This is a genomic window from Streptomyces caeruleatus (assembly GCF_001514235.1).
In the GTDB taxonomy this organism is placed as follows: Bacteria; Actinomycetota; Actinomycetes; order Streptomycetales; family Streptomycetaceae; genus Streptomyces; species Streptomyces caeruleatus.
Window position 1 is genome coordinate 13,841 of sequence record NZ_KQ948927.1, and the last position, 24,102, is coordinate 37,942.

At 70.4% G+C, this 24,102-nt stretch carries 22 protein-coding genes; 12 read left to right on the top strand and 10 right to left on the bottom strand.

The window, feature by feature from the left end; all coding sequences use genetic code 11:
• Positions 1–350: 350 nt before the first annotated feature.
• Both AQJ67_RS12470 and AQJ67_RS12475 read left to right on the top strand, forming a co-directional pair.
• Complete coding sequence (locus AQJ67_RS12470; RefSeq protein ID WP_062718601.1) at positions 351–932, top strand: TMEM165/GDT1 family protein; 582 nt, start codon at positions 351–353, stop codon at positions 930–932.
• Positions 933–1,121: 189 nt separating this feature from the next.
• The gene (locus tag AQJ67_RS12475; RefSeq protein WP_062718603.1) at positions 1,122–1,790 is read left to right on the top strand and encodes an HAD family hydrolase; all 669 of its coding nucleotides are present in this window, start codon (positions 1,122–1,124) and stop codon (positions 1,788–1,790) included.
• Positions 1,791–2,088: 298 nt separating this feature from the next.
• On the opposite strand, the gene AQJ67_RS12480 is transcribed toward AQJ67_RS12475, so the two are convergent.
• Positions 2,089–3,072 carry a peptidoglycan-binding domain-containing protein gene (locus tag AQJ67_RS12480; RefSeq protein ID WP_063807323.1) on the bottom strand — a complete coding sequence of 328 codons (984 nt, stop codon included), beginning with the start codon at positions 3,070–3,072 and terminating at the stop codon, positions 2,089–2,091.
• Positions 3,073–3,243: 171 nt separating this feature from the next.
• Between AQJ67_RS12480 and AQJ67_RS12485 the strand changes: the two genes are divergently transcribed.
• Entirely contained in the window at positions 3,244–5,301 is a 2,058-nt protein-coding gene (locus tag AQJ67_RS12485) for an MDR family MFS transporter (RefSeq protein ID WP_062718605.1), read from the top strand.
• A 545-nt stretch (positions 5,302–5,846) separates the two neighbouring features.
• On the opposite strand, the gene AQJ67_RS12490 is transcribed toward AQJ67_RS12485, so the two are convergent.
• Complete coding sequence (locus AQJ67_RS12490) at positions 5,847–6,503, bottom strand: dihydrofolate reductase family protein (RefSeq protein WP_062718607.1); 657 nt, start codon at positions 6,501–6,503, stop codon at positions 5,847–5,849.
• 128 nt (positions 6,504–6,631) lie between these two features.
• On the opposite strand from AQJ67_RS12490, the gene AQJ67_RS12495 reads away from it, so the two are divergent.
• Positions 6,632–7,309, top strand: a complete 678-nt coding sequence (locus AQJ67_RS12495) for a hypothetical protein (protein WP_062718608.1) — start codon at positions 6,632–6,634, stop codon at positions 7,307–7,309.
• 5 nt (positions 7,310–7,314) lie between these two features.
• Positions 7,315–7,617: a hypothetical protein gene (locus tag AQJ67_RS12500; RefSeq protein WP_062718610.1), complete on the top strand. Its 303-nt coding sequence runs from the start codon at positions 7,315–7,317 to the stop codon at positions 7,615–7,617.
• Here the strand turns inward: AQJ67_RS12500 and AQJ67_RS12505 are convergent.
• Complete coding sequence (locus AQJ67_RS12505; protein WP_062718612.1) at positions 7,606–8,046, bottom strand: DnaJ family domain-containing protein; 441 nt, start codon at positions 8,044–8,046, stop codon at positions 7,606–7,608. The two genes, AQJ67_RS12500 and AQJ67_RS12505, sit on opposite strands and share 12 nt — an antisense overlap.
• Before the next feature lie 98 nt (positions 8,047–8,144).
• Here AQJ67_RS12505 and AQJ67_RS12510 point away from each other — a divergent pair, with 98 nt between their 5' ends.
• Complete coding sequence (locus AQJ67_RS12510) at positions 8,145–8,537, top strand: FHA domain-containing protein (RefSeq protein WP_062718614.1); 393 nt, start codon at positions 8,145–8,147, stop codon at positions 8,535–8,537.
• Between the two features lie 19 nt (positions 8,538–8,556).
• Here the strand turns inward: AQJ67_RS12510 and AQJ67_RS12515 are convergent, their stop codons facing one another.
• Positions 8,557–9,228: an O-methyltransferase gene (locus tag AQJ67_RS12515; RefSeq protein WP_062718615.1), complete on the bottom strand. Its 672-nt coding sequence runs from the start codon at positions 9,226–9,228 to the stop codon at positions 8,557–8,559.
• Positions 9,229–9,584: 356 nt separating this feature from the next.
• On the opposite strand from AQJ67_RS12515, the gene AQJ67_RS12520 reads away from it, so the two are divergent.
• On the top strand, positions 9,585–11,654 hold the full coding sequence (locus AQJ67_RS12520; RefSeq protein ID WP_062718616.1) for a bifunctional glycosyltransferase 87/phosphatase PAP2 family protein: 2,070 nt from the start codon (positions 9,585–9,587) through the stop codon (positions 11,652–11,654).
• Here the strand turns inward: AQJ67_RS12520 and AQJ67_RS12525 are convergent.
• The 4 genes from AQJ67_RS12525 to AQJ67_RS12540 all read right to left on the bottom strand — a co-directional run bounded on the left by AQJ67_RS12525 (position 11,608) and on the right by AQJ67_RS12540 (position 18,958).
• On the bottom strand, positions 11,608–13,284 hold the full coding sequence (locus AQJ67_RS12525) for a hypothetical protein (protein WP_062718617.1): 1,677 nt from the start codon (positions 13,282–13,284) through the stop codon (positions 11,608–11,610). The genes AQJ67_RS12520 and AQJ67_RS12525 overlap by 47 nt on opposite strands.
• On the bottom strand, positions 13,281–17,495 hold the full coding sequence (locus tag AQJ67_RS50180; protein WP_079055929.1) for a caspase family protein: 4,215 nt from the start codon (positions 17,493–17,495) through the stop codon (positions 13,281–13,283). The genes AQJ67_RS12525 and AQJ67_RS50180 overlap by 4 nt, the downstream gene beginning before the upstream one ends.
• Positions 17,492–18,376 (bottom strand): hypothetical protein, encoded by an 885-nt coding sequence (locus tag AQJ67_RS12535; RefSeq protein ID WP_062718618.1) that lies wholly within the window; start codon positions 18,374–18,376, stop codon positions 17,492–17,494. Before AQJ67_RS12535 ends, AQJ67_RS50180 begins: the two co-directional genes overlap by 4 nt.
• 156 nt (positions 18,377–18,532) lie before the next feature.
• Positions 18,533–18,958, bottom strand: coding sequence for an ATP-binding protein (locus AQJ67_RS12540; protein ID WP_062718619.1), 426 nt, complete (start codon positions 18,956–18,958; stop codon positions 18,533–18,535).
• A gap of 91 nt (positions 18,959–19,049) precedes the next feature.
• Here AQJ67_RS12540 and AQJ67_RS12545 point away from each other — a divergent pair, with 91 nt between their 5' ends.
• From AQJ67_RS12545 to AQJ67_RS12555, 3 genes are read left to right on the top strand one after another with little or no spacing between them, the layout of a single operon-like run.
• Positions 19,050–19,898 (top strand): helix-turn-helix domain-containing protein, encoded by an 849-nt coding sequence (locus tag AQJ67_RS12545; protein WP_062718620.1) that lies wholly within the window; start codon positions 19,050–19,052, stop codon positions 19,896–19,898.
• Positions 19,858–20,136 (top strand): DUF397 domain-containing protein, encoded by a 279-nt coding sequence (locus tag AQJ67_RS12550; protein WP_062718621.1) that lies wholly within the window; start codon positions 19,858–19,860, stop codon positions 20,134–20,136. Before AQJ67_RS12545 ends, AQJ67_RS12550 begins: the two co-directional genes overlap by 41 nt.
• A 35-nt stretch (positions 20,137–20,171) precedes the next feature.
• Positions 20,172–20,453 (top strand): DUF397 domain-containing protein, encoded by a 282-nt coding sequence (locus AQJ67_RS12555; RefSeq protein ID WP_062718622.1) that lies wholly within the window; start codon positions 20,172–20,174, stop codon positions 20,451–20,453.
• Here the strand turns inward: AQJ67_RS12555 and AQJ67_RS12560 are convergent.
• On the bottom strand, positions 20,437–21,606 hold the full coding sequence (locus AQJ67_RS12560) for a steroid 3-ketoacyl-CoA thiolase (RefSeq protein ID WP_062718623.1): 1,170 nt from the start codon (positions 21,604–21,606) through the stop codon (positions 20,437–20,439). The two genes, AQJ67_RS12555 and AQJ67_RS12560, sit on opposite strands and share 17 nt — an antisense overlap.
• A 236-nt stretch (positions 21,607–21,842) precedes the next feature.
• Between AQJ67_RS12560 and AQJ67_RS12565 the strand changes: the two genes are divergently transcribed.
• Positions 21,843–23,078: a cytochrome P450 gene (locus AQJ67_RS12565; RefSeq protein WP_062719326.1), complete on the top strand. Its 1,236-nt coding sequence runs from the start codon at positions 21,843–21,845 to the stop codon at positions 23,076–23,078.
• A 116-nt stretch (positions 23,079–23,194) separates the two neighbouring features.
• Positions 23,195–23,362, top strand: coding sequence for a hypothetical protein (locus AQJ67_RS47620; RefSeq protein WP_159058762.1), 168 nt, complete (start codon positions 23,195–23,197; stop codon positions 23,360–23,362).
• A gap of 92 nt (positions 23,363–23,454) precedes the next feature.
• On the opposite strand, the gene AQJ67_RS12570 is transcribed toward AQJ67_RS47620, so the two are convergent.
• Positions 23,455–23,871 carry an aggregation-promoting factor C-terminal-like domain-containing protein gene (locus AQJ67_RS12570; protein ID WP_062719327.1) on the bottom strand — a complete coding sequence of 139 codons (417 nt, stop codon included), beginning with the start codon at positions 23,869–23,871 and terminating at the stop codon, positions 23,455–23,457.
• Between the last annotated feature and the right edge of the window lie 231 nt (positions 23,872–24,102).

Below are 24,102 nucleotides of genomic sequence, written 5' to 3' on the forward strand. Positions count from 1 at the left end.
GTTGGCGGGCGAGCGAATGGAATGCTCGCGACGCCCTGTTGCCGGGAGGTGTGCGACGGGTTAGAAGTTAATGACGCGCACATGACATAACAAGGTTTACGGCGAAACGATCTCGTATCATGGGGAACGCAGAAGGGGAGTAGCTCTTCGCCGGACCGTCGACATACTGCTCAGCTCGTCTGAGCCGGCGCCCGGAGGCAGGCCTCGTCACGAGGTCGGCCAGCGAGACCTTCGGCAAGCAGTGCACGCCCGTGCCCTTTGGTGCGGGTGCCCACGTGTGCTGCCGTGCCGAGGTGTCGCAGCGCAGTGACCATGCTCTCGGTGGGGCAGCCCCGACCGATTGAGGAACCTTGATCAGCTTCACCGTGACGGCCGTCGTCTTCGGCGTCGTCTTCCTTGCCGAACTGCCCGACAAGACCGCACTCGCCGGGCTCGTCCTCGGCACGCGCTATCGCGCCTCCTACGTCTTCGCCGGCGTCGCCGCCGCGTTCGCGCTGCACGTCGCCCTCGCCGTGGCGGCCGGCAGCGTGCTGACGCTGTTGCCGCAGCAGATCGTGCACGCGGTGACCGGCGTGCTCTTCCTGGGTGGCGCGGCGGTGCTGCTCATGAAGAAGGACGAGGACGAGGAGGAGATCCGCAAGCCCGAGAACCAGTCCTTCTGGAAGGTGTCCGGGGCCGGGTTCATGCTCATCCTGGTCGCCGAGTTCGGGGACCTGACGCAGATCATGACGGCGAACCTCGCGGCGCGTTACGACGACCCGCTGTCGGTCGGCGTCGGTGCGGTGCTGGCGCTGTGGGCCGTGGCGGGGATCGGGATCGTCGGCGGGAAGGCGCTGATGCGGCGGGTGCCGTTGCGGCTGATCACCAAGGTGGCGGCGTTGCTGATGCTCGGGCTGGGCGTGTGGAGCCTGTGGGAGGCGGTCGCCGGGTGAGGCCGGGCGCGAGCTGAACTGTCGGTGAACGGTTCCTGGAGGTGCTGGCGCGATCGGGATCGGTTTTGTACCGTGGGGGAACAAAGTGGTTCCCGCCCGTTTTCCCTGACCGGCGGGCGGGACCACCTTGTCCCTCCGGCGGCCACCCCTGTACCCCCGCGCCCCGCGCCCCTCGCCCTGGAGCTGCCGATGCCGGCCACGCCCACCGTCCTCACCGCCCGTGCCCTGCTGCTCGACATGGACGGCACCCTCGTCAACTCGGACGCCGCCGTGGAACGGATCTGGCGCCGCTGGTCCGAACGGCACGGGCTGGACGCCGACGAGGTCATGAAGGTCGCCCACGGACGGCAGGGGTACGCCACGATGGCCCTGCTGCTGCCCGGCCGGCCGATGGAGCAGAACCACGCGGACAACGCCCGCATGCTCGCCGAGGAGACGGCGGACGTGGCGGGCGTGGTGCCGGTTCCTGGGGCGCCGGAGTTTCTGGCCTCGCTGCGGGAGTGGGGGCTGGCGCATGCGTTGGTGACCTCGGCCGATGTTCCGCTGTCCACGGCACGGATGGCTGCCGCCGGGCTGGAGCTGCCGGATGTGCGGGTGACCGCGGAGTCCGTGGGGGCGAGCAAGCCGGATCCGGAGGGGTTTCTGAAGGGGGCGGCGGAGTTGGGGGTCGCGCCGGAGGAGTGTGTGGTGTTCGAGGACTCGGGGGCGGGGATTCAGGCGGGGCGCTCCGCGGGGATGCGGGTGGTCGGGGTTGGGCCGCGGGCCCCGTTCTATGCGCCGGATGTTGCTGTGGCTGATTTGTGGCAGGTTCGGGTTGAGGCGGGGGGTGGGGGCGGGATTCGGTTGTACGTCGCCTGAGGGGGTGGGGCGTGCGGGATCGATGGCGGGTGCGGGTTGAGGGGGGCTGGTCGCGCAGTTCCCCGCGCCCCTTGGGGGGTTGGGGGTGCGGGTTGGGTGGTGGGTGCGGGTTGTGGTGGGTTGGTCGCGCAGTTCCCCGCGCCCCTTGGGGGGTGGGGGGTTGCTCGCGCAGGTGCCCGTGTCGTTGAAGGTTGGCCTTGTGGCTGCTGGCCCAGGGGCGCGGGGAACTGCGCGACCAGCCACCGTGGAGGTGTAGTCGCCATCGGACCTGCGCACCCGAGTTCTTAGGCGGAGCGCGTCAGGGCTCCTGGGTCTCCGACTCCAGGCGTTCCCGCGTCGCCAGGTCGTAGACGCCGTACTCCTCCGGCTGAACCCCCCGCGCCCACTGGTACCTGCTCACCGCGTCCTCGACGCCCTCGTTGTAGCTGCCCCCGGCCTCCCTCGTGTAGAGGCCGAGTTGGGTCAGGCGGAGTTCGAGTTCGACCACCTCGGAGCCCCGGTCGCCACGGCGCAGCGTCGGCGGGGCGGGGTCACGGGCCGCGGCGGACTCCTCCTGGGCGCCGGCGGCATCCGTGGGTGAGGGGGCGGAGGTGTTCGTCGGTTCCGTGGAGGGGGACGGGGCGGGGGACGCGCTGGAGCGGGACGGGGAGGGGGAGGGGGACGTACTCCGCGTGGGGGTGGGGAACGCAGGGGGCGGCGCCGACCGCGTCCGTGTCGGGGCGGGCGGCTGCGACGCCTCGCTGGTCGACGGTGCCGGGACGCTTGCCCGTACGTCGTCCGGCAGGGCCGTGTCCCGGGACGGGGTCTCGTAGGTGAAAAGGCCGCTCGCCAGGCCGGCCGCGGCGATCACGGCCACGAGCGCGCCGCCCGCGCCGAGCAGGACGGTGCGGGTACGGCGGTGACCGGTCGCCGCGGTGCCCGGTGCGCCGGCGTCGGGATCCGGCTCGAAGAGGCTGAGGTCCCGTGTGCTGGGGGCGGGGGCCGGCGCCGGAGGGATCGGCCGGAGCGGCATCGTCGCGTCGGCGGGGAGCGCGGCGGCACCGTTGTCGCCGTCGGCCTCCAGCTCCACGTATGGGCGTATGCGCAGGGGATCGAAGTCCTCCGCCGCTGCCGCCTCCGCGGTGCGGGCGTCGCGCAGGGCCTCGGACACGCGTTGCCCGCAGCCGCAGGACGGCGTGTTGTCGGGGGCTCTCGGCGTACCGCACTCCGGGCAGGCGTGACCGTTCTGGCCTATCGGGCCCTCCTGGTCTTCCGGACCCTTCGTGCCCGTCCGCTCTGTCACGCGTTCGTCCCTCCCCCGTCCCTCCCCGTCGCGAACTCCCCACACTATGCAGACGTTCCTCACGTGGTCTCCGGAAGCCCCCGGAAGGACTGATTCCAATGGGACTCGACAGGCCATAACCGGCCATAGCGATCACGATGGGGGATGTAACGAGACCCTCGGGAGGTCTTCATGGCCGGGGACGCGCACGGTATGTCGGGAAATGTGCGTGACGCGCAGCCTCCGAGGCGGGGAGCCGACGCGCACGAGAACGTGCCCGGCAACGTCCTCGTCTCCATCGGCGCGCTGCTGCTCGGCATGCTGCTCGCCGCGCTCGACCAGACCATCGTGTCGACCGCGCTGCCCACCATCGTCAGCGACCTCGGCGGTCTGGAGCATCTGTCCTGGGTCGTGACCGCGTATCTGCTGGCGTCCACGGCCGCGACTCCGCTGTGGGGCAAGCTCGGTGACCAGTACGGACGCAAACGGCTCTACCAGATCGCGATCGTGATCTTCCTCGTCGGGTCCGCGCTGTGCGGCATGTCGCAGAACATGGCCCAGCTCATCGCCTTCCGGGCCGTGCAGGGGCTCGGGGGCGGCGGGCTCATGGTGCTGTCCATGGCGATCGTGGGGGACATCGTGTCGCCCCGGGACCGCGGGCGGTACCAGGGGCTGTTCGGAGGTGTGTTCGGGGCGACGAGTGTGCTCGGACCGTTGCTGGGCGGGGTGTTCACGGAGCATCTGAGCTGGCGGTGGGTCTTCTACGTCAATCTGCCCGTCGGGGTCGTCGCGCTGGTGGTGATCGCGGGTGCGCTGCGGATCCCCCGGAAGTCGACGCGGCATGTCATCGACTATCTGGGGACGTTCCTGATCGCGTCCGTCGCCACCTGTCTGGTACTGGTCGCCTCCCTCGGAGGGACCACATGGGCGTGGGGATCGGCGCAGATCGTCGGGCTCGCGGTGCTGGGAGTGGTGCTCACCTGTGCGTTCGTCGCGGTCGAGCGGCGGGCCGCCGAGCCCGTGCTTCCGCTGAAGCTGTTCCGGGTGCGGACCTTCGCCCTGTCGGCCGTCATCAGCTTCATCGTCGGGTTCGCCATGTTCGGCGCGATGACCTATCTGCCGACGTTTCTCCAGGTCGTGCAGGGCGTCAGTCCGACCACGTCCGGTGTGCACATGCTGCCGATGGTCGCCGGCATGCTGCTCGCGTCCACCGCCTCCGGGCAGATCGTCAGCCGTACCGGGCGGTGGAAGGTGTTTCCGGTCGCCGGGACCGGGGTCACCACGCTGGGGCTGTTGCTGCTGCACCAGCTCGACGTGGACAGCTCCACCTGGGAGATGAGCTGCTACTTCTTCGTGTTCGGGCTGGGGCTCGGGCTCGTCATGCAGGTGCTCGTGCTGATCGTGCAGAACGCCGTCTCGTACGAGGATCTCGGCGTCGCCACCTCCGGGGCGACCTTCTTCCGGTCCATCGGGGCGTCGTTCGGCGTCGCCATCTTCGGCACGATCTTCGCGAGCCGCCTCGACGACAAGCTCGCGGAGGCGTTTCGGGGGGTGCGGCTGCCGAGCGGGGTCTCGCTGGAAGGGCTGGAGGCCGATCCACGCGACATCGCCCGGCTGCCGGGGGCGTTGCGGCCGGCCGCGCTGGAGGCGTACGCGTCCTCGATCACCGATGTCTTCCTGTACGCGGCGCCGGTGGCGTTGGCCGGGTTCGTGCTGGCCTGGTTTCTGCGGGAGGACCGGCTGCGGGGGTCGGTGACCGCGCCTGATGTCACCGAGACGCTGGCCAGCAATCCCGTGGAGCGGTCGTCGTACGACGAGGTGTGCCGGGCGTTGTCGGTGCTCGGGACGCGGGAGGGGCGGCGGGAGGTGTACCGGGAGATCACCGAGCGGGCCGGGTACGACCTGTTGCCGGCGGCCAGTTGGCTGTTGCTGCGGATCAAGAAGTACGGGTGGGTGGAGCCGGCGGTGCTCGCCGAGCGGAGTTCCGTGCCGTTGCCGGTGATTCTCGAGGCCGCTCGGCAGGTGGAGGAGCGGCGGTTGGCCGTGCGGGAGGGGCTGGATCTGGTGCTGACCGAGGGTGGGCGGGAGGTTGCGGCGCGGTTGGCTCGGGTTCGGGAGGAGTCGTTGGCGGAGTTGTTGGGGGACTGGTGGGGGCCGGGGCGGTCTACTGATCTGGTGCAGTTGGTCAAGGAGATCAACGAGGAGTTGTGCGGGTCGGAGCGGGAACAGCCGGGTGCCTCCGGCGGTTGAGCGGGGGCCTCCGGCGGTTGGGCGGGGTGCCTGCGGCGGCCCGTTGCGGTGGGTGGGGGCTGGTCGCGCCGTTCCTCGCGCCCCTTGGGTGCCTGCGGCGGCCCGTTGCTGTGGGTGGGGGCTGGTCGCGTCCACGCGGCGGAGCCGCATATCGACACAGCCTCGCGCCCCTTGGGTGCCTGCGGCGGCCCGTTGCTGTGGGTGGGGCCGTGCGCGGCTGACGGATCGTCCCCCGTGTCGTCAGTTCAAGGGCTTGGTGAACCACCGTAGGTGTTTGTGGGATGAAGACGCGGGTCAGTTCGGCGGTCTCGGGGTCAGGAGGCGTATGCCTGCTGTGCCCGCCGGCTCGTTGTTGTGGTGGGCCACCAGTAACTGGCCCTTGGGGGCTGGAGTTCGGGCCAGGTGCGGGCGGCGATCTCGTGTTCCAGTTCTGCCAGAGCGCGGTGGCGGTGGGGGAGTCGGGGGGTTCCGGGGTGACGGTCCAGGTCATGGCGGTCATTGTGGTGACGGGGGGTGGTGCCGCAAGCCGATTTGAGGGGCCCGGATTATCCGCGTTCCACGGTCGCGCGGGTGAACGTCAGGTGGGTGACGCCGCTGGGCGAGGGGGTGGCCTCGATGTCGTAGGACTGCTCCAGGTTCTCCAGTCCGTCCCAGAGGCGTTCGCCTCGGCCGAGCAGGATCGGGGCCACCACGAGGTGCATGTGGTCGATGAGGCCGGCGGCGAGGAAGTCGCGGAGCAGGGTGACACCGCCGCCGATGCGTACGTCCAGGTCGCCCGCCGCCTCGCGGGCCGTCTCCAGTGCCTCGGCGGGTGACGTGTCGAGGAAGTGGAACGTCGTGCCGCCCTCCATCTCGATCGACGGGCGAGGGTGACGGGTGAGGACGAAGGTCGGCGTGTGGAAGGGCGGGTTGGGGCCCCACCACCCCTTCCATTCCGGGTCCTCGTGCCATCCGGGCGGGCCGAACTTCCCGGAGCCCATGATCTCGGCGCCGATCCCCGGACCGTGCTGCCGTGCGAAGGCGTCGTCGACGCCGCCGGTTCCGCCGGGACGGCCGGTCATGCTGTGCCAGAAGCCGGTGGCGAACATCCACTCGTGCAGCCGTTCACCGGCGTGGCCGAACGGTGTCTCCCGGCTCTGGCCCTCACCGGTGCCGAAGCCGTCGAGCGAGATGGAGAAGTTGTGGACGCGGGCGAGTGTCATGGCCCTTCCTTTCCTGCGCGGTCAACGCCATTCACCATGACGTCGATCGGGGCGCCGCCGAATCGACACGCCGGGGGTGGCCGATTCGGCCGCCGTTTGAGGTGGGCTCTGGGGGCAACCCGGCATACATGTCCACAGGTGTGATCATTTTGGTCGTGGTGGTGGCGGTCGTCGTGGTGATCGGCGCGGCCGTCCTTGCGCTGCGTGCCCGGGGTACGCAGAGCGGTCGAGGGCTGAAGCGGCGCTTCGGGCCCGAATACGAGCGGGCCGTGGCCCGGCACGACGGGGACGCCAAGGCCGCCGAGCGGGAGCTCGCCCAACGGGTGGAGCGGCACGGCGGGCTGCGGGAGCGGGCGTTGGAGCCGGAGGAGGCCGAGCGGTTCGAGGCTCGGTGGACGGCTGCCCAGGAGCACTTCGTCGACTCGCCGAGGGATGCCGTCGAAGAGGCGGACCGGGTGCTGGCGGATCTGGCGCGGGCGCGCGGGTTTCCGGACGGGGCGCAGTACGAGGAGCAGCTCTCCGCTCTCTCCGTGCACCATGCGCGCCATGTGCAGGGGTACCGGCATGTGCACCGGGTCGCCCATGCGCGGGCGAGTGCCGGGGCGGACGGCGGGGGGCCGGGTACGGAGGAGATGCGCGAGGCCATGGTCGAGGCCCGGGTCCTGTTCGAGGAGCTGACGGGGCCGCTCCGGCGCGGAGGCTCGGGAGAGAAGGACCGGGAGTCCCACGAGTCACGGCGGGGCGCCGACGGTCACCGCGGCCATCTGCCGTGGGGCTTCACCGGCCGTCACGCGAAGGGGAGTTGAGGGACATGACGGAGGTGGCGAAGGCCGGGCGCGAGGTCAGTGCGCTCGTGCCGCGTGAGGAGTCCGACAAGTACGAGCTCAGGCTTCAGCAGTCCGTCGCCGGGTTCGTCGACGGCCCCCGGGCCGCCGTCGAGGAGGCCGATCGGCTGGTCGAGGATCTCGTCGGGCGGGTCAGCGACGCCATGGCGCAACGGCGTCGCACACTGCGCACGTCCTGGCAGGCGGCCGACGAGCAGGCCGACACCGAGCAGCTGCGGCTCGCGCTGCGTGACTACCGCGAGCTGGCGGAACGGCTGCTACGCCTCTGACACTCCTGGCACACGTGACCCACCCGCCGTCCGGCGTCTCTCCTGCCACTCCCGTACGACCTGTTCCACGTCGTACGACTTGCGGCCCAGGGGAGGGCCGGGCGGCGGCTTCAGGAGCATGTCGCGGATCTTGGCGTTGACGTCCGTGATGATCTTCCGGACCGCCGGTTCCGACCTGGCCGCGTAGGCCGCCGTCAGCGCGTCCTCCGCCTCCTTGCGCAGGGCCAGCGCCGGGGGCAGGACCGACAGGCCCTCGCGGGCCATCTTGCGTTTGACCCACCACAGTTCGTCGTACGGGGATTCCAGATCGTTCGGCAGGGGTTTGCCGGCTCCGGGCAGGCTGTCGAAGTCGCCGCGCGCTTGCGCGTCGTGGATCTGCTTGTCGACCCAAGACTCGAACGGGACACCGGGGGGCTTTCGCTCGGTCATGAGTTCATTGTGCCGGACGCGGCGGTGCCGGGCGATTTATCATGCGGCGTCGGTGGCCAAAACGGCTGCCACTCAAGCAGGTTTCAGGAGGAGCGCACGTGCTCGAACTCACCATGGCCGCCGTGTCCGCGGCGGACGAGGGTGCCACGGCCGGCATGCTCATGGCCGACGCGCCCAGCGAGCCGGGCGCCGTGCTGCGGGTGGGCCGCGACAAGCAGGTCTGCCGGCTCTCGACGCCGGACGACTGGCTGTTCGTGTCCCGGGTCCACCTGGAGTTCCTGTGCGGGCCCGACGGGGCGTGGCAGGTGACCTGGCTGCGCGGCTCGCAGCCCGACCCGTCCTCCGAGGTGCGGCTGACCGTCGGCGAGTACGCCCAGCCGATCGGCTACGGCGGGACCGTGCCGTTGCCCCGCGGCGGCAGCGGCGAGATCGTCATCCACGACCGCACCGCGCCGCGCAGCGTCAACGTCGGCTTCTATCACGAGGCCTGAGCGGGCCGGGGGCGGCGGCTCACGCCAGGACGCGGGCCAGGGCGAAGCCGTCGTAGCCCTTGGCACCCACCGTCTGGATCGCCGTACCGCTCAACCTCGGGTGGCTGCCGATCAGTTCGAGGGCGGCGCGGGTGCCCCGGACGTCCGCGGCCGTGTCGGCGGGGTCGGCGACCCGGCCGCCGCGCACCACGTTGTCCACGATGATCAGGCTGCCGGTGCTGGTGAGGCGGAGCGCCCAGTCGACGTAGTGCGGGTTGTTGGCCTTGTCGGCGTCGATGAAGACCAGGTCGAAGGGGGCCGGGTTCTCGTCGGCCAGTTTGGGCAGCGACTCCAGGGCCGGGCCGACCCGCACCTCGACGATCCTGTCCAGACCGGCCCGCGCGATGTTGCGGGTCGCGACCTCGGCGTTCCTGGGGTCGTACTCCAGTGAGATCAGACGGCCGTCGGCGGGCAGGGCGCGGCCCAGCCAGATGGTGCTGTAGCCGCCGAGCGTGCCGATCTCCAGGATGTTGCGGGCGCCCTGGATCTGGGCGAGGAGCTGGAGGAGCTTGCCCTGGGACGGGGTGACGTTGATGTGCGGGAGCTCGGCCGCGTCGCTGTCGCGCAGGGCCGCCTGGAGGGTGTCGTCCTCGGGGGAGAGGTGGGCGGAGAAGTACTCGTCGACGTCGTCCCAGAGCTGCGACTCGCTCATCGCCTTGCCTTTCGTATGGCTAGTTAGATGCGCTAACTACCCGTCTTGCGCGGCACTGATTCCCAGGATGGTGGATTCAGGCGGTCGGCGCAGGGGGGTGTGCCTGACAGCTCGGGGGGTGGCGGTTCGATGGCGGGTGCGGGTCGCCGGTGGCTGGTCGCGCAGTTCCCCGCGCCCCTGAAGGTCGGCCTCGCGGCCGCCAACCCAGGGGCGCGGGGAACTGCGCGACCAGCCCGCCACGACCCGCACCCGCCAGAGCACCACCCAGTCGCCCGGAGGTGGGCGAGCCGCATAGGGTTCGTAGTGATTCCGTAAACGTGGGACGTGAGACGACCGGGGCGGGAGGCCGACGGGGCGTGGCGAACGCGGAGCGCGGTGGGCGACCGGCGGAGGCACTCGGAGCTGCGGCCGTCGGAGCCACGGCCGTCGGTACGGTCCAGGCCCGCGTGCGGGTGGCACGGCTCGGGCTGTGGCTGATCGCCGCGATTCTCGCCGTACGCCAGGTGGCCGTCGTCCTCGGTACGCCGCGCGGGGAGCGGCTCACGGATCTGGAGACCTGGGTCGGCCCCGAAGGCGTCCTGCATGTGAAGGGTTCGCTGTACGAGTCGACGCAGTTCACCGGTACACCGTTCGGCGGACTCGTCCTCAAACCGCTCACCCGCGCCGCCGAACAGGCCCTCGGCTGGGGCTGGACCTTCGGCACGCTGCTGCTCGTCGTCGCCCTCGGCCTGGTCGCCGCCCGCGCCCTGCCGCAGCCGGTGAGCCGCCGGACCTCGCTGCTCGCGGCGCCCGTCGCCGTCAGCCTGCTCATGCTGTCGCTGCCGGTCCGCAACGCCCTCTACCTCGGTCAGACCAGCATCATGCCGGTGCTGCTCGTCCTCCTCGGCTGCTTCGCCGTACGGGGCGAACGCGCCAGCGGCGTCCTCATCGGCCTCGCGGCCGCGCTGCAGCCGACGCTGCTGCTGTTCACCCCGCTGCTGTGGTTCACCGGCCGGCGCCGGGCCGCGCTTGCCACGGGCGCCACATTCGCCGTGAGCACGGTGGTCGCCTGGGTGGCGATGCCGCGAGACTCGTACACGTACTGGGTGCACCACATGGCCGGCGTCGGCCTCGGCGGACGCGCCGACGACCTCGGCAACCAGTCCCTGCACGGCGCCCTGCTCCGGCTCGGGCTGACCGGCCCCCTGGAGATCGTTCTCTTCCTGCTGCTCGGCGCGGGCGTCGCCGTCCTCGCGCTGCGCCGTGCCGTGCGCTACGCCCACGACGGGCAGCTCCTGCTCGCCGTCGCCGTCACCGGCTGCGCGGCGATCGCCGTGTCGCCCACCGCCTGGCAGCACCAGCTGCTGTGGGTGCTGCTCGCGGTCGTCGGCCAGGTGGGCAGACGCACGGGCGACCGGTATGTGTGGCCGGTCGCCGTCGTCCTGGTGATGACGCTGCCCGCGAAGATGATGGTGCCGGACAAGGCGTTCCTGCACCCGCTGCGCGCCGACCTGATCCTCCTGGCCGCGCTCGCCACGGCCGCCGTCGTCCCGTTCCTGTCGCGTACGTCGCCGTACTGGCAGACGCCGATCCCGACCCGGTACGCCGACCCGGTCCCGTCCCGCTTCCGGCACATCCCGCTGGTGGCGTCCCTGCGCCGGGTGATCACCCGCCCGAACCTGTTCTTCGAGCTGCTACTGATCCGGGTCACCTACTACGCGTACGCCCAGATCCGGCTCGCCGCGGCGGGTGGCTCCAACTCGGCCGGGCGGGTCACCGCCGAGGAGCACGGCCGGGAGATCCACTCCGTCGAACGCGCCCTGAACATCGACATCGAGCACTGGGCCAACCACGCCGTGGTGCAGGTCGACTGGCTGCGTGACTTCTTCGACTTCTACTACGAGTCGTTCCACTTCGGCGTGCCGCTCACGATCCTCGCCGTCCTGTACTGGCGCCGCCCCGTCGACTACCGCTGGGCCCGCACCGCGATCGGCTTCGCCACGGTGTTCGCCCTGATCGGCTTCTGGCTCTACCCGCTCGCCCCGCCCCGCCTGATGCCCGGCCTCGGCTTCATCGACACGGTCCACGGCCCGCAGGACTTCACCCAGCCCGACTACGGCACCCTCACCGAGCTCACCAACCAGTACGCCGCGATGCCGTCCCTGCACTTCGGCTGGTCCCTGTGGTGCGGCCTGGTCATCCTCGTCCTCGCCCCCAGATGGTGGATGAAGGCCCTCGGCCTCCTCCACCCCCTCCTCACCGTCACCGCGATCGTCGTCACCGGCAACCACTGGGTCCTGGACGCGGCCGGCGGAGCGGTGGTCGTGGCCGCCGGCTTCGGCGTGACGTACGTGTTCCAGGGGCCGCGGGCCCGGATGGTGACGGCGCGGGCCGAGAAGGTCAGCAGCGACGCGCCGGCCCCGCTGAAGGACCGTACTCCGAGCTGATGCGGTAGTCGCCCGAGCCGGGCACGGTGAGGCGGGTGAACTCGCCCTCGGGGGTCAGGCACGCGGCGCCGTCCACGCGGAGCCAGGGGGAGTGGGCGATGCGGACGGTCGTGGTGCCCGCGTGGGGCATGTGGACGACGAGGTCGGCGCTGGACGTCGACGCGACGGTCGCCGGGGCGGAGGTCAGCGGTACCGCGTCGCGTACCCGGTACACGCGCCAGTGCGCGTCCTGCCAGACCGGCTCCAGCCAGTCGGGCCGGTCCTCGCGGATGAGGCGGGCCTCGACCTTGGCGTAGCCGTCGGGCCTGCCGAGGGGGAGGACGACGTAGCCGACGGCCCAGCGGTCCAGCCAGGCCCGGTAGGTGGTGGCCGAGAAGGAGCCGTCGTAGAAGAGGCGGGCCCGTTCCATGTCGAGCTGGCGGTTCCAGCCGCGGGCCATGTTGACGTACGGGGCGAGGCCGCTGGCCTCGCGGTGGTTGCGGGCCGGGACGACCTCGACGCGGGTGCGGTCGGCGCCGAGGCGGTCGAGGGCGCGGACCACTCCGTGGGTCTCGGCGGCCCAGGCGGGCACCTTCGTGGAGACGTAGAGGTCGTCTCCGGTCTTCTTCCCGACCCAGGCCACGGAGAAGACCAGCGCGGTGATCAGCAGCCTTCGGCGGACCTTCGCGAGGCGGGGCTGGGCGAGCAGGACGGCGAGGAGGGCCGCGGGGGCGAAGAGTTCGGCGAAGCGCTCGACGTTCGTGCCGATGGGGGAGGGGATGAGATAGGTGAGGACGGCCCCCGCCGCGTAGACGGCACCGCTCCAGCGGGCGACCCGCCACGAGCGCGGGGCGAGGAAGGTGACGGCCAGGCCCAGGAAGAACGGTGGCCATATGCGGTCCATGGACATCAACTGCTCGCCCTTGAAGGGGAAGAGGAGCGTCGTCACGCCGACGGTGAGCGCGGGCGGCAGGAGCAGGGTGAGGGCGCGGCGGTAGTCCCGGGTCAGGAGGAAGGCGGCGCCCACGACCACCAGGAACAGACCGGCGACCGGGCTCGCCATCGTCGCGAGCGTGGCATACGCGGCGGCCAGGACGACCCGTCTCGCACGGGACAGCAGCAGACAGGCGGCGAGCCCGAAGGCCACGCCGAGGGCGAAGGTGGTGCGGCCGGAGGCCACGTTGCACCACAGGGCGAAGGACGCGAGCAGGGCCGGGCCCAGGGGTCTTCGGAGCCCTTCGACCCGGCTGATCAGGACCGCCGCGAGCCAGGTCGCCGCCAGCCCCGACACGACGGTGACCGCCCGGACGCCCAGCGTGGCCATCAAGTACGGGGATATCAGGCTGTAGTTGGCCGTGTGGGTGCCGCCGTACCAGAACAGGTTGTAGGCCGAGCCGCCGTGCCGGGTCGCGAAGTCGGTCCACGCGTACTGGGCGGCCAGGTCGCCGCCTCCGGTGGCGAGGACGGCCCACCAGAGGGCGTAGAAGGGGACCGTGGGGAGTGTGGCGAGAAGGGGGATGCGGTGGCGGTCCCACACCCTGCGCAGCAGCTGGTTCCGGGCAGGGGGCGCCGCCTGCGGGGCTGGGGCGTGGGTGAGTTGCTCGGCTTGGGCCACGTGATCGAAGACGTGGAACCGGGTGGAAGCGTTCATCGGCGCGTGAAGACGGCCACGTCGCTGCCGAAGGTGCAGGCCAGGCGGCCGGTGTCGTCGAGGAGCACCGCCTCGGAGAGTCCGGGGACGTGGAGGGTGCCGACGGGAGTGCAGCTCTCCAGGTCCCAGATGCGGACCGTGTCATCGATGGAGCAGGTGACGGCGACCGGACGGCCGTCCAGACTTCCGCATCTCACGGAATGCGCGGGCTTGCTGTGGCCGGTCATCGGTGGGCCGAGGAGGCGGCCCGTCGCGAGGTCCCGCACCTGGACCGTGGCGTCCCTGCCACTGGTCACGACCACGCGCCGGTCACCGATGTCGCCGCACACGATGGCCAGGGCACTGTGCCGGATCTCGGCGAGCGCGCAGCCATCGGCCAGGTCCCAGAACTGTGTCACCCCGTCACCCGAGGTGATCGCGATCAGGCGACCGTCCGCGACAGTGGAGGCCATCACCCGGCGCGCCCGCCTGTCCGCTCCTCCGGCGGAGGGGACAGGCGGGTACAGGCGCTTCCCGGTTTCGAGGTCCCACGTCCACAAGCAGTCGTTCCGCCCTGCACCGACGACGACCGGACGGCCGTTCAGGACGACGCACCTGACCCTGTTCACGAGTTCGTGGTGGTCGTCGGTGAGATGGACGAGCGTTGCCTGTCGTTCCAGGTCCCACACCCGCACCTGGCCGTCCAAGGAGGCGGTCACGGCGACGGACCGACCGCCCAGCGTGGTGCAGGCCATGGACTGCACGTTGTGCCGGTGCCCCTTCATGGACTTACCGATGGGTGAGCCGGTGCGCGCATCCCATATCCGGACCGTCCGATCGTGGGAGCCGGTGACGAAGACCGGCAGGCCGTTCAACTTGCTGATGTCCATGGCAGCGACCCGCCGAACGTGACCGGTCACGGGTCGGCCCAAGGGCCGTGAGAACGACAGGTCCCAGACCCGTACGACGTCGTGAGAACAGCACACCACGACCGGTCGCCCGGCCAACGACGTGCATGCCAACGACGTGACGCCATCACCGTCGTTCCCGAAGCTTCCCGCCCGCACGCGGGCTTTCAGATTCCAGACGGCCAGTGTCCGGTCCACCGAGCTGACTACGGCGATGGGACGGCCCTCCACCTGCGTGCACGCCACGGCGTGGCTGTGCGCCTCGCGCGACTCGAGCGTGGCGAGGCGCCGATGTGTCTCCAGATTCCACACGTGCGCCCTGTTGGCCTGGGTCAGGGCGATGACCACCGGGTCGCTGCCCAGTTCCGTACTCGCCAACCCCGTCACATAGAGTCCCTCGCCGCCCTCCAACTCACCACGCTCCAGGCCGCTTGCCAGGTCCCACACGCGTACCCGTGCGTTCGTGAGGCCCGTGACGGCGACAGGGCCGCTGGGCGTCATGGCAACCGCCAGGGCGGTCACCCGGCCGCCGACGTCGATCGGTTCGCCCACCGGTTCGCCGTTGGCCAGATCCCAGATCCGCACTGTCTCCGAGCCTGTGACGGCGATCGGGCGGCCGTTGAGTGTCGTGCACGCCACCGCGTTCACCTTCTTGGTGTGGCCGGTCATGGGCTTCCCCACCGGCACGCAGGCGGTCAGGTCCCAGATGCGGACCGTCTCGTCACTCGATCCGCTGACGGCGACCGGACGGCCGTCCAGTGTCGTGCACGCCACGGCTTCCACCCTCTTGGTGTGGCCGGTCATGGGCCTGCCGAGGGGTTGGCCTGTGGCCAGGTCCCAGACCCTCAGACTCATGTCCACCGATCCGGTGACGACGACTTCGCGGCCATCGACGACTGTGCAGTCCGCTGCGACAACCCCTTCGGTTGGGCCGGTGAAGGCGTTGAGCAGGTTGCCGGACAGCAGCGAACCGGATGCGGCGACGGGTCTCCACATCCGCTCGGCCACCCCGCTGCCGAACGCCTCCACCAGGGACGGTTCGTTGTAGCGGGCGGCGTCGAGGGCGAGGATTCCGCGACGGCCGGTGGCTTCGAGATGGCGATGGGCCTGAATGGACGCTCGGTAGACGGCGGCGTGCAGCCGGGCGGTGTCGCTCCTGACTCCCAGCAGGAGCAGCACCAGCGTGTCCGCGTCGGCATGTACGAGGTACTCGGGCTCAGTGACCAGCCCGTCGAGCAGGCCGGCGTGATCGGCATGGACGGCGAGGTGCCGCAGTGCGTAGGGATGGGCCCGCCCCCAGTCCGGCGAACCGTCGAGGCGGTACGGCACGGTCCGACGCAGTCCGGTGGTCAAGGCACGGTGCGCTTCGCCGTAGTCCTGCCCCTGCCGCAGATACTCCGCCATCGCCTCGTGATACAGCCGGTACACCGACCGCCCGTCCTCGACGGCCTCCACCACGTACGCCCCCGCGTCCCGCCGCAGTTGACGCAGGTCCTCGTTGGTGTACCGCCGGCCCGACAGCTCCGCGGCGAGGGGGGCCCAGATGTCCTCCCACGGCAGGCCCTGCCCCTCGGCGTAGGCCAGTGGTCGCAGCAGGTCGAGGATCTGGTCGGCGGCCGGGCCGAAGCGCTGGTGCAGGTCGCGGTGCATGGCGTCGGCCGCGGCGCTCGGGAGTGAGCGGCGCCAGACGGTGTCCAGGGGATCGGGCAGTGCGGGTGTCGCGGCCAGGGTGCCGGCGGTGATGCGGGCGACGAGGAAGGAGTGGCCCGCTGCCGCGGCGACCGCCCGGGCCACCCCGAGACGTAGATCGTTCTCGCATTCCAGGTACGGCGACTCAGGGTGCGCGTCGATCAGGTTGCGGACCGCGTAGGCCAGCACCGCCTGCGGATCGGCGTACCGGGGCGAGTCCAGGTCGACCTGGTCACCCCGGTCGAGGCCCAGCGGGGCCAGGAGGTGCGGCCGGGTGCCCAGCAGCAGTCTCAGGCGGGCCCCTGCCAGTTCCATCAGCGGTCGCAGCACCTGGCCGCACAGGGCGCTGGGTGTCGCCGCCTCGTCCAGGCCGTCGATCAGTACGACCCTGGGACGGTCCGGTTCCGGCCCCGCGTTGAGGTGGTTCAGCAGGTCCGCCACCGCCTCCACCGGCGGCAGCCGCAACGCCGCCGCCAGCGCCCGCACCACCTGCTGGTCGGTGAGGTTCTGGGCGTACACCGCCGTACGGATCGCCCTCGGCGGCGGCAGCAGTTCCGCGCTCAGCCCCAGGCCCGACAACGGCACCGTCCGCCGGTACTCCGGATCACTCACCGCGGCCAACAGCCCCAGCACCGCCGTCTTGCCGGACCCGGGGTCGCCCGTCACCACCAACGCGGGCCGCCCGTACGGCAGTTCGGCGAGCCAGGCCGTGATGTCCCGCAACGCCTTGTGCCGCCCGGAGAACCACCACCCCACCCGCTCCTCGTCCCGGTGCCCCATCGCCCGACGCAGCAACCGGGTCCGGAACTCCACGTCCCGCCGGCTGTCCTGCTCCTCCCACTCCGCCGCCCGTTGCAGGGCCAGGTCGGTGTGCGAGAGCCGGTTGCTGTGCTTGGCGTTGGGGAGAAAGGGCGGGATCTCGCCGGTGAGACCGATGATCTCCCAGCCGATGTGCTGGAAGTCGGGGCGCTTGGGGTTGTTGCGGGTGGCTTCGACGACCGCGCCCAGGGAGAGCAGCGGCGGTGTGTAACCGGCCGTGGCGAGGCTGTTCACCGCCTCCGCCAGCAGCTCGGGGAAGGCGCCGGTCTGTGCCAGCTCGTTCGGCTGCGCGGACGTGATGACGGCGAGGCCCGCGTCCTTCTCCCGCCAGTTGTTCTTCAACTTGGCCATGGTGGCGAGCAGTTCATTGCCGCCCTGGCCCGAGAAGCAGGTGTCCAGCATCAGCAGCAGGCGCCGCACCTTCGTCCCGGCGAGGATCTTCCGGGCCAGGGTGCTCGGCGCCGGCGCGTCGTACAGGTCGTCCGGGTTGGTGTCCGAGGTGAGGAGTACGTACTCGTCGTTGTCGAGCAGTTCGCCGTGCCCGGCGATGTAGACCGCCACGATGTCGTCCGCCCGCCGCTCCGGTGAGCGGCAGAACTCCCGCAGTTCCCGCAGCAGTTGCTGCTGGGTCGGGTTCGCGCCCAGGTCGGAGACGTGCTCGTAGCCGAGCTTGGCCGTGAACAGCTCCACCATCGTGCGGCGCGCCTCGACCAGCCCCGGCCGGTCCCACTCCGGGGCGTGCGGGTAGTGGCTGACCGCGGTGGCGATGAGGAAGCGGCGCGGCCCGCCGGCCCCGGCAGCCGTGCCGTCGCTCATGCCAGCCCCTCCGCCACCGCCTGGCCCGTCTCTTTCGCCGTCAGGTACAGCGTGGCGTCGTGGGCGTGCGAGCCGTTGTGGACGACCTTCCCCGTCACCCCTTCACGCGGCACCCCTTCCCCCGTCACCCCTTCCCCTGTCACTCCCGTACCGAAGAACAGGGACAGGTCCTTCACCGCCGCCACCACGTCACCCTCGTCGACGACGTTCGTCCACACCGTCGTGCCCGGCCAGCCGCCCGGTTCAGGGCGCAGCCGGTCGTACACCATCCGCATGCCCAGCGGCGAGCCCAGCGTCACAAGCGCCCGCACCTGGTGGCCGGGGCGAGCGCACAGCGCCTCGTACGCCACGACCGAGCCCAGCGAGTGGGCGACGACGACCCGGGTGTCCGGCTCGATCGCCTCCTCCACCCGGCGCCGCGCCGCGGCCCGCAAGCCGTCGTCCGTCAGATAGCGCCGCACCTGCTTCAGGTCGAACACCAGGCCCCGCAAGGTGACGTCGGCGAAGAAACGGGAGCGCTGGAGCACCCGCAACGCCGTCTGCACCGCCCTCGGGGAGCGGGCCAGCGTGTCCGTCGCGCCGGGCGGCGGCACCCCGGGGTCGGTCCGCGCGCACCGCGCCCACCACTCCAGCAGCAGCTCGGTCTCGAAGCCCGCCTCGACGTCGTCCGGCGTGAACTGCGGGTCCCCGACGGCCAGGGTGTCGCCCGGCGGCCGGAACAGGTCTCCGTAGAAGGCCATACGCAGATCGCCCGGGGCGAGTTTCGCGGCGCCGCCCACCCGGTCGAGCCCGTCGGCGAGCGCCGGCTCCCAGTCCTTCAGCAGCGTGTTGCCGCCCAGCCGCTGCTTGCCCACCCCGTGCACACCGACGATTCGCGCCATCGCCTCGTCCGCCCCGTTCCCCGAACCGCCTGAGTCTCCTCACTCTAGACAGGAGGAACGGGCGCCGGGGCGGGCAACAACCAAGCCGTTCGCACGCGTTGGAGTGTGGACCGGGTGCCGGCGATCGCAGACCTCGGTGAACCGCTCGTCGCACGCTCAGGTACTTCCGCACCAGCACTCGAACCACACCGCCTTGCCACCCCCTGCCACAGGATCCACACCCCACTTGTCGGACACCGCGTCAAGCAGCAGAAGCCCGCGGCCGCCCTCGTCCTCCGGCCTCGACTGTGCCGGAAACGCCGGGAGTTGACCGAAACCGTCCGTCACCTCGACCCGCACCCCGCCCGTCTGCCGCAGGAGCAGCACCTCACAGCGCCGGTCCGGAACATGCCGTACGACATTGGCGACCAGCTCGGTCGCGCCCAGCTCCACGGCGTCGGTCAGCTCGCGCATGCGCCACTCGGCGAGCAGAGAGCGCGCGATGGCACGGATGTGCCGGGCCGAGTGTTCGCCCACGGTGAGGCGCAGGCGGTACTGATGGCGGAAGGGGGCCAGGTAGGTGGGGGGAATGTATCCGTTCACGGTACGAGCGTGACCTCGCGCGACTACTTTGGGCTACGGAACGAATACAACGGGTCCCGAAGTGGGCCGAGTTGCGTGAGAGGGGTTCCGCGTGACCCACATCAACACCCTTGACCCGGGCGCCTCGCCCCTCGACTACTACGGCTTCGAGCTACGCCGCCACCGAGAGGCCGCCTCGCTGACGCAGAAACAGCTCGGGGACATCGTCTACTGCACGGGCTCCCTGGTCGGCCAGATCGAGACGGCCCGGAAACTGCCGACGTTGCCGTTCAGTGAGCGGGTGGACATCGCGCTGGGGACGGGCGGGGCGCTGTCGCGGCTGCATGAGCTGGTGATGCGTAGTCAACTTCCGGCCTGGTTTCAGCAGGTGGCGGAGCTGCAAGCGCGGGCCGTCGAAATCTGCTCGTTCGAGCCGCAGATGGTGCCCGGCCTACTCCAGACCAGGGCCTACGCCAGTGCTGTGCTCGGCGTGCTCGACAAGACCGACCTCGATGACCGCACCGCCGTACGGCTCGCCCGTCAGCGCATCTTCGAGAGGGGGGAGCCCCCGGTCTTCTGGGTGATCCTCAGTGAGGCCGCGCTGTGCCAGGAGATTGGCGGCCGGGAGACCATGCGGGACCAACTCGCCCACCTGTTGTCCTTCGAGGGCAATCCCCGGATCAACATCCAGGTGCTGCCGTTTTCGGCGGGGGCGCACGCGGGACTGACAGGCTCGTTCGACCTCTACCGCTTCCCGAGCGATCCGACGATCGTCTACACCGAGGGGTACGGCAGCGCGCATCCGACCGCCAACCCGGACACCGTCAAGGACTGCTCGCTCCGTTACGATCATCTTCAGGCCGCCGCTCTCTCCCTCAAGGACTCGGCGGAGTTGATCCGGCGCGTGATGGAGGAGCGTTATGGAGAGCACCGAGATTCTGGCGGGGATCCAGTGGCGTAAGTCCAGCTACAGCAGCGACCAGGGTGGCAACTGCGTGGAGTGCGCGCCCCTCGGCGCCCTGGCCTGGCGCAAGTCCTCGCACAGCGGCGATGAGGGCGGCAACTGCGTCGAGATCGCCGAAACCCCTCACACCACCATCGCCATCCGCGACTCCAAGAACCCGGCGGGGCCGATCGTCACCCTCGACCCCGCCGCGTTCTCGACCTTCGTCAACTGGACGTCCGCAGCTGCTGCATGACCGTCCCGGTAGCCAACCTGCAATGGAGGGGCGTTATGGCGAGCAACGTGATCCCGATGGGGATTCGGTGGCGTAAGTCCAGCTACAGCGGCGACCAGGGCGGCAACTGCGTGGAGTGCGTGCCGCTCGGCGCCCTGGCCTGGCGCAAGTCCTCGCACAGCAGCGACCAGGGCGGCGAATGCATCGAGATCGCCGAAACCCCCCACACCACCATCGCCATCCGCGACTCCAAGAACCCGGCGGGGCCGATCGTCACCCTCGACCCCGCCGCGTTCACCACCTTCGTCACCTGGACGTCGGCTACAACCGCTGAATGATCGTCCCGGTGGCGAGCCCGCCCCCCGCGCACATCGTCACCAGCGCGAACTCCTTGTCCGCACGCTCCAGTTCATGCAGCGCGGTCGTGATCAGACGGGCCCCGGTGGCCCCCACCGGATGTCCGAGGGCGATCCCGCCGCCGTTCACGTTCACCTTCTCCAGGTCCTGCTCGAAGACCTGCGCCCAGCTCAACACGACGGACGCGAAGGCCTCGTTGATCTCGACGAGGTCGATGTCCTTCAGGGACATCCCGGCCTTCCCCAGTACCGCCTTCGTCGCGTCGATCGGCCCGTCGAGGTGGAAGTGCGGGTCGGATCCCACCAGGGCCTGGGCCACGATCCGCGCCCTCGGCCGCAGCTTCAGGGCGCGGGCCATGCGTTTCGACGCCCACATGATGGCCGCCGCGCCGTCGCTGATCTGGGAGGAGTTGCCCGCCGTGTGGACGGCCGTCGGCATGACGGGCTTGAGTCCCGCCAGGGCCTCCATGGAGGTGTCGCGCAGGCCCTCGTCCTTGTCGACCAGCCGCCACATGCCCTGCCCGGCGCGCTGCTCGTCCTCGGTCGTGGGGACCTGGACGGCGAACGTCTCCCGCTTGAAGCGTTCCTCGGCCCAGGCGGCGGCCGCCCGCTCCTGCGAGAGCAGGCCCAGGGAGTCGACGTTCTCCCTGGTCAGGCCACGGTGGCGGGCGATGCGTTCCGCCGCCTCGAACTGGTTGGGCAGGTCGACGTTCCATTCATCAGGGAACGGCTTTCCGGGGCCGTGCTTCGATCCCGACCCCAGCGGCACCCGGGACATGGCCTCGACGCCGCAGCTGATCCCGACGTCGATGATGCCCGCCGCGATCATGTTGGCGGTCATGTGCGAGGCCTGCTGCGAGGAGCCGCACTGACAGTCGACGGTCGTCGCCGCCGTCTCGTAGGGCAGGCCCATGGTCAGCCAGGCCGTGCGCGCGGGGTTCATGGACTGTTCGCCGGCGTGGGTCACCGTGCCGCCGACGATCTGCTCGACACAGTCGGCGGGGATACCGGTGCGGCCCAGGAGTTCGCGGTAGGTCTCGCCCAGGAGATAGGCGGGGTGGAGGTTGGCGAGCGCGCCGCCGCGCTTGCCGATCGGGGTGCGTACGGCTTCGACGATCACGGGTTCGGCAGCCATGGGTGCGGGTCCTCTCCGAGGGCTCTGCGGAGTCAGGGCGGATCGGGGGCGGATCGGGGGCGGAACGGGGACGGAACTGGTACGCGTTCTAGTTCTGTCTTGCAGTGTGCTGACGAAGGTTCAGTGACGGCAAGGGGTGTGCAGGCAACTGGGACGTCCGTGGCTATTGCCAGTTGTAGAACCCGTTACTACCGTCACGGGGACCCTCTTTGCTGATGGACCGTCAGGAGCTGTCCATGCCCTGTCCAGCGCTTCCCGACGGGTTCGACTTCACCGATCCCGATGTGCTGCACCACCGCGTGCCCCTCCCGGAGTTCGCCGAGCTGCGCCGCGCCGAACCGGTCCGCTGGATCCCGCAGTCGGGCAACGTGGCCGGGTTCCAGGACGAGGGGTACTGGGCGGTGACGCGGCACGCGGACGTCAAGTACGTCTCGACGCACCCGGAGTTGTTCTCGTCCACCCTCAACACCGCGATCATCCGCTTCAACGAGCACATCGAGCGCGACGCGATCGACGCGCAGCGGCTGATCCTGCTGAACATGGACCCGCCTGAGCACACCCGGGTCCGCCAGATCGTCCAGCGCGTCTTCACGCCACGGGCCATCCGCGCCCTGGAGGAACGGCTGCGGACGCGGGCGCTGAACATCGCCGCGAGCGCTCGCGACCGCTCCGGCCCCTTCGACTTCGTCACCGAGGTCGCCTGCGAACTGCCTCTCCAGGCCATCGCCGAGCTCATCGGCATCCCGCAGGACGACCGGGCCAAGATCTTCGACTGGTCCAACAAGATGATCGCGTACGACGACCCCGAGTACGCCATCACCGAGGAGGTCGGCCAGGAGTCGGCCACCGAACTCATCGCGTACGCCATGAACATGGCCGCCGACCGGCGGGCGTGCCCGGCGAAGGACATCGTCAGCGCGCTGGTGGCAGCCGAGGGTGAAGGCAACCTGCGCTCGGACGAGTTCGGGTTCTTCGTGCTGATGCTGGCGGTTGCGGGCAACGAGACCACGCGCAACGCCATCACCCACGGTATGCACGCCTTCCTCACCCACCCCGAGCAGTGGGAGCTGTACAAGCGGGAGCGGCCGGCGACGGCGGCCGAGGAGATCGTCCGCTGGGCGACGCCGGTCGTGTCCTTCCAGCGGACGGCCACTCAGGACACGGAGTTGGGCGGAAAGCGCATAAAGAAGGGTGAGCGGGTAGGCATCTTCTATGCCTCGGCGAACCACGACCCCGAGGTCTTCGAGGATCCCGACGCCTTCGACATCACCCGCGACCCCAACCCCCACCTCGGCTTCGGCGGGGGCGGCCCCCACTACTGCCTGGGCAAGTCCCTCGCGGTCCTGGAGATCGACCTCATCTTCAACGCCGTGGCCGACGCGATGCCCGGCCTGCGACTGGTCGGAAACCCTCGCCGCCTGCGCTCCGCGTGGATCAACGGCGTGAAGGAACTGCAGGTCAGCACCGGCTGACGACCGGCACGGCTGACCTGTCCCGAGGGAGGCAGGAGCACCCCCTATCCCTACGCCCCGTTCCTGCCTCCCCCGAGACCTCTTGGGCTACCCTCGCCCCTGTGCGAAGAAAGATCATGAAGCGATCGGTGCCGATCGCCGCGGCCGTGGCAGTCTCCTGGGGCGCCGGTCCGGCGTTGACCGATCCGGGCAACACGCGGCACGTCGTGATGGTGCTGCTCTTCGCCGTCACGTTCGCGGCCGTCGGCTTCGCCGTCGACGCGGTGGCGGGGGAACGGAAGTAGGCAGCAGGACAAGCAGGACAAGCAGGCATGGCGAAGGCGGCGGCCCCGGGGATCGGGGGCCGCCGCCTTCAGTTCCGTCTGGCGGTGTCGGCTCAGTACCAGCCGTTCGACTGCCAGAAGTTCCAGGCGCCGCACGGGCTGCCGTAGCGGTCCTTCATGTAGTCCACGCCCCACTTGATCTGGGTGGCCGGGTTGGTCTTCCAGTCGGAGCCGGCCGAGGCCATCTTGTTGCCCGGCAGGGCCTGAACCAGGCCGTAGGCGCCGCTGGAGGCGTTGGTGGCGCTGACGTTCCAGCCGCTCTCGTGGTCCACGATCTTGGAGAAGCACTGGTACTGGGCCGAGTCCGAGATCATCTTCTGCGCGATCTGCTGCGCCGAGCCGGTCTCGGTCGTCGCGGCCTGCGAGGGCGCGGCGGCGAACAGGGTGCCGGCGGTGGCGGCCGCCAGGACGACACCGGTGAGGGTCTTCTTCGGGGCGGAGATGCGGCGGAAGGAGGAAGCGACGGACACGGTCACGGGGAGCCTTTCTTCGGGGACGTCGGATCGCGGGCATGCCGGAGCCACGCGATGCGATGCGAGGCGGGGGCATACGTTGGCGCCGCGGCCCTGAGGGCACGTCGGCGCCGTGCGACGTCATCCACAGAACCAGGCCGGGAAGGCGTCCGCAATGAGGGCATTTGCTAGTTGTGGTCGTATGCGGGACGAAGGTCGTTCGTGTGATCTGGCTCTCAATGTGCAGGT

What these genes read in the sequence shown, in the direction of transcription:
- AQJ67_RS12560 (WP_062718623.1), bottom strand. Translation starts at nt 21,606, where the DNA reads ATGGCTGCCGAACCCGTGATCGTCGAAGCCGTACGCACCCCGATCGGC.
- AQJ67_RS12535 (WP_062718618.1), bottom strand. Translation starts at nt 18,376, where the DNA reads ATGGCGCGAATCGTCGGTGTGCACGGGGTGGGCAAGCAGCGGCTGGGC.
- AQJ67_RS12495 (WP_062718608.1), top strand. Translation starts at nt 6,632, where the DNA reads ATGTCCACAGGTGTGATCATTTTGGTCGTGGTGGTGGCGGTCGTCGTG.
- AQJ67_RS12485 (WP_062718605.1), top strand. Translation starts at nt 3,244, where the DNA reads ATGGCCGGGGACGCGCACGGTATGTCGGGAAATGTGCGTGACGCGCAG.
- AQJ67_RS12505 (WP_062718612.1), bottom strand. Translation starts at nt 8,046, where the DNA reads ATGACCGAGCGAAAGCCCCCCGGTGTCCCGTTCGAGTCTTGGGTCGAC.
- AQJ67_RS50180 (WP_079055929.1), bottom strand. Translation starts at nt 17,495, where the DNA reads ATGAGCGACGGCACGGCTGCCGGGGCCGGCGGGCCGCGCCGCTTCCTC.
- AQJ67_RS47620 (WP_159058762.1), top strand. Translation starts at nt 23,195, where the DNA reads ATGAAGCGATCGGTGCCGATCGCCGCGGCCGTGGCAGTCTCCTGGGGC.
- AQJ67_RS12515 (WP_062718615.1), bottom strand. Translation starts at nt 9,228, where the DNA reads ATGAGCGAGTCGCAGCTCTGGGACGACGTCGACGAGTACTTCTCCGCC.
- AQJ67_RS12475 (WP_062718603.1), top strand. Translation starts at nt 1,122, where the DNA reads ATGCCGGCCACGCCCACCGTCCTCACCGCCCGTGCCCTGCTGCTCGAC.
- AQJ67_RS12490 (WP_062718607.1), bottom strand. Translation starts at nt 6,503, where the DNA reads ATGACACTCGCCCGCGTCCACAACTTCTCCATCTCGCTCGACGGCTTC.
- AQJ67_RS12555 (WP_062718622.1), top strand. Translation starts at nt 20,172, where the DNA reads ATGGCGAGCAACGTGATCCCGATGGGGATTCGGTGGCGTAAGTCCAGC.
- AQJ67_RS12565 (WP_062719326.1), top strand. Translation starts at nt 21,843, where the DNA reads ATGCCCTGTCCAGCGCTTCCCGACGGGTTCGACTTCACCGATCCCGAT.
- AQJ67_RS12525 (WP_062718617.1), bottom strand. Translation starts at nt 13,284, where the DNA reads ATGAACGCTTCCACCCGGTTCCACGTCTTCGATCACGTGGCCCAAGCC.
- AQJ67_RS12550 (WP_062718621.1), top strand. Translation starts at nt 19,858, where the DNA reads ATGGAGAGCACCGAGATTCTGGCGGGGATCCAGTGGCGTAAGTCCAGC.
- AQJ67_RS12500 (WP_062718610.1), top strand. Translation starts at nt 7,315, where the DNA reads ATGACGGAGGTGGCGAAGGCCGGGCGCGAGGTCAGTGCGCTCGTGCCG.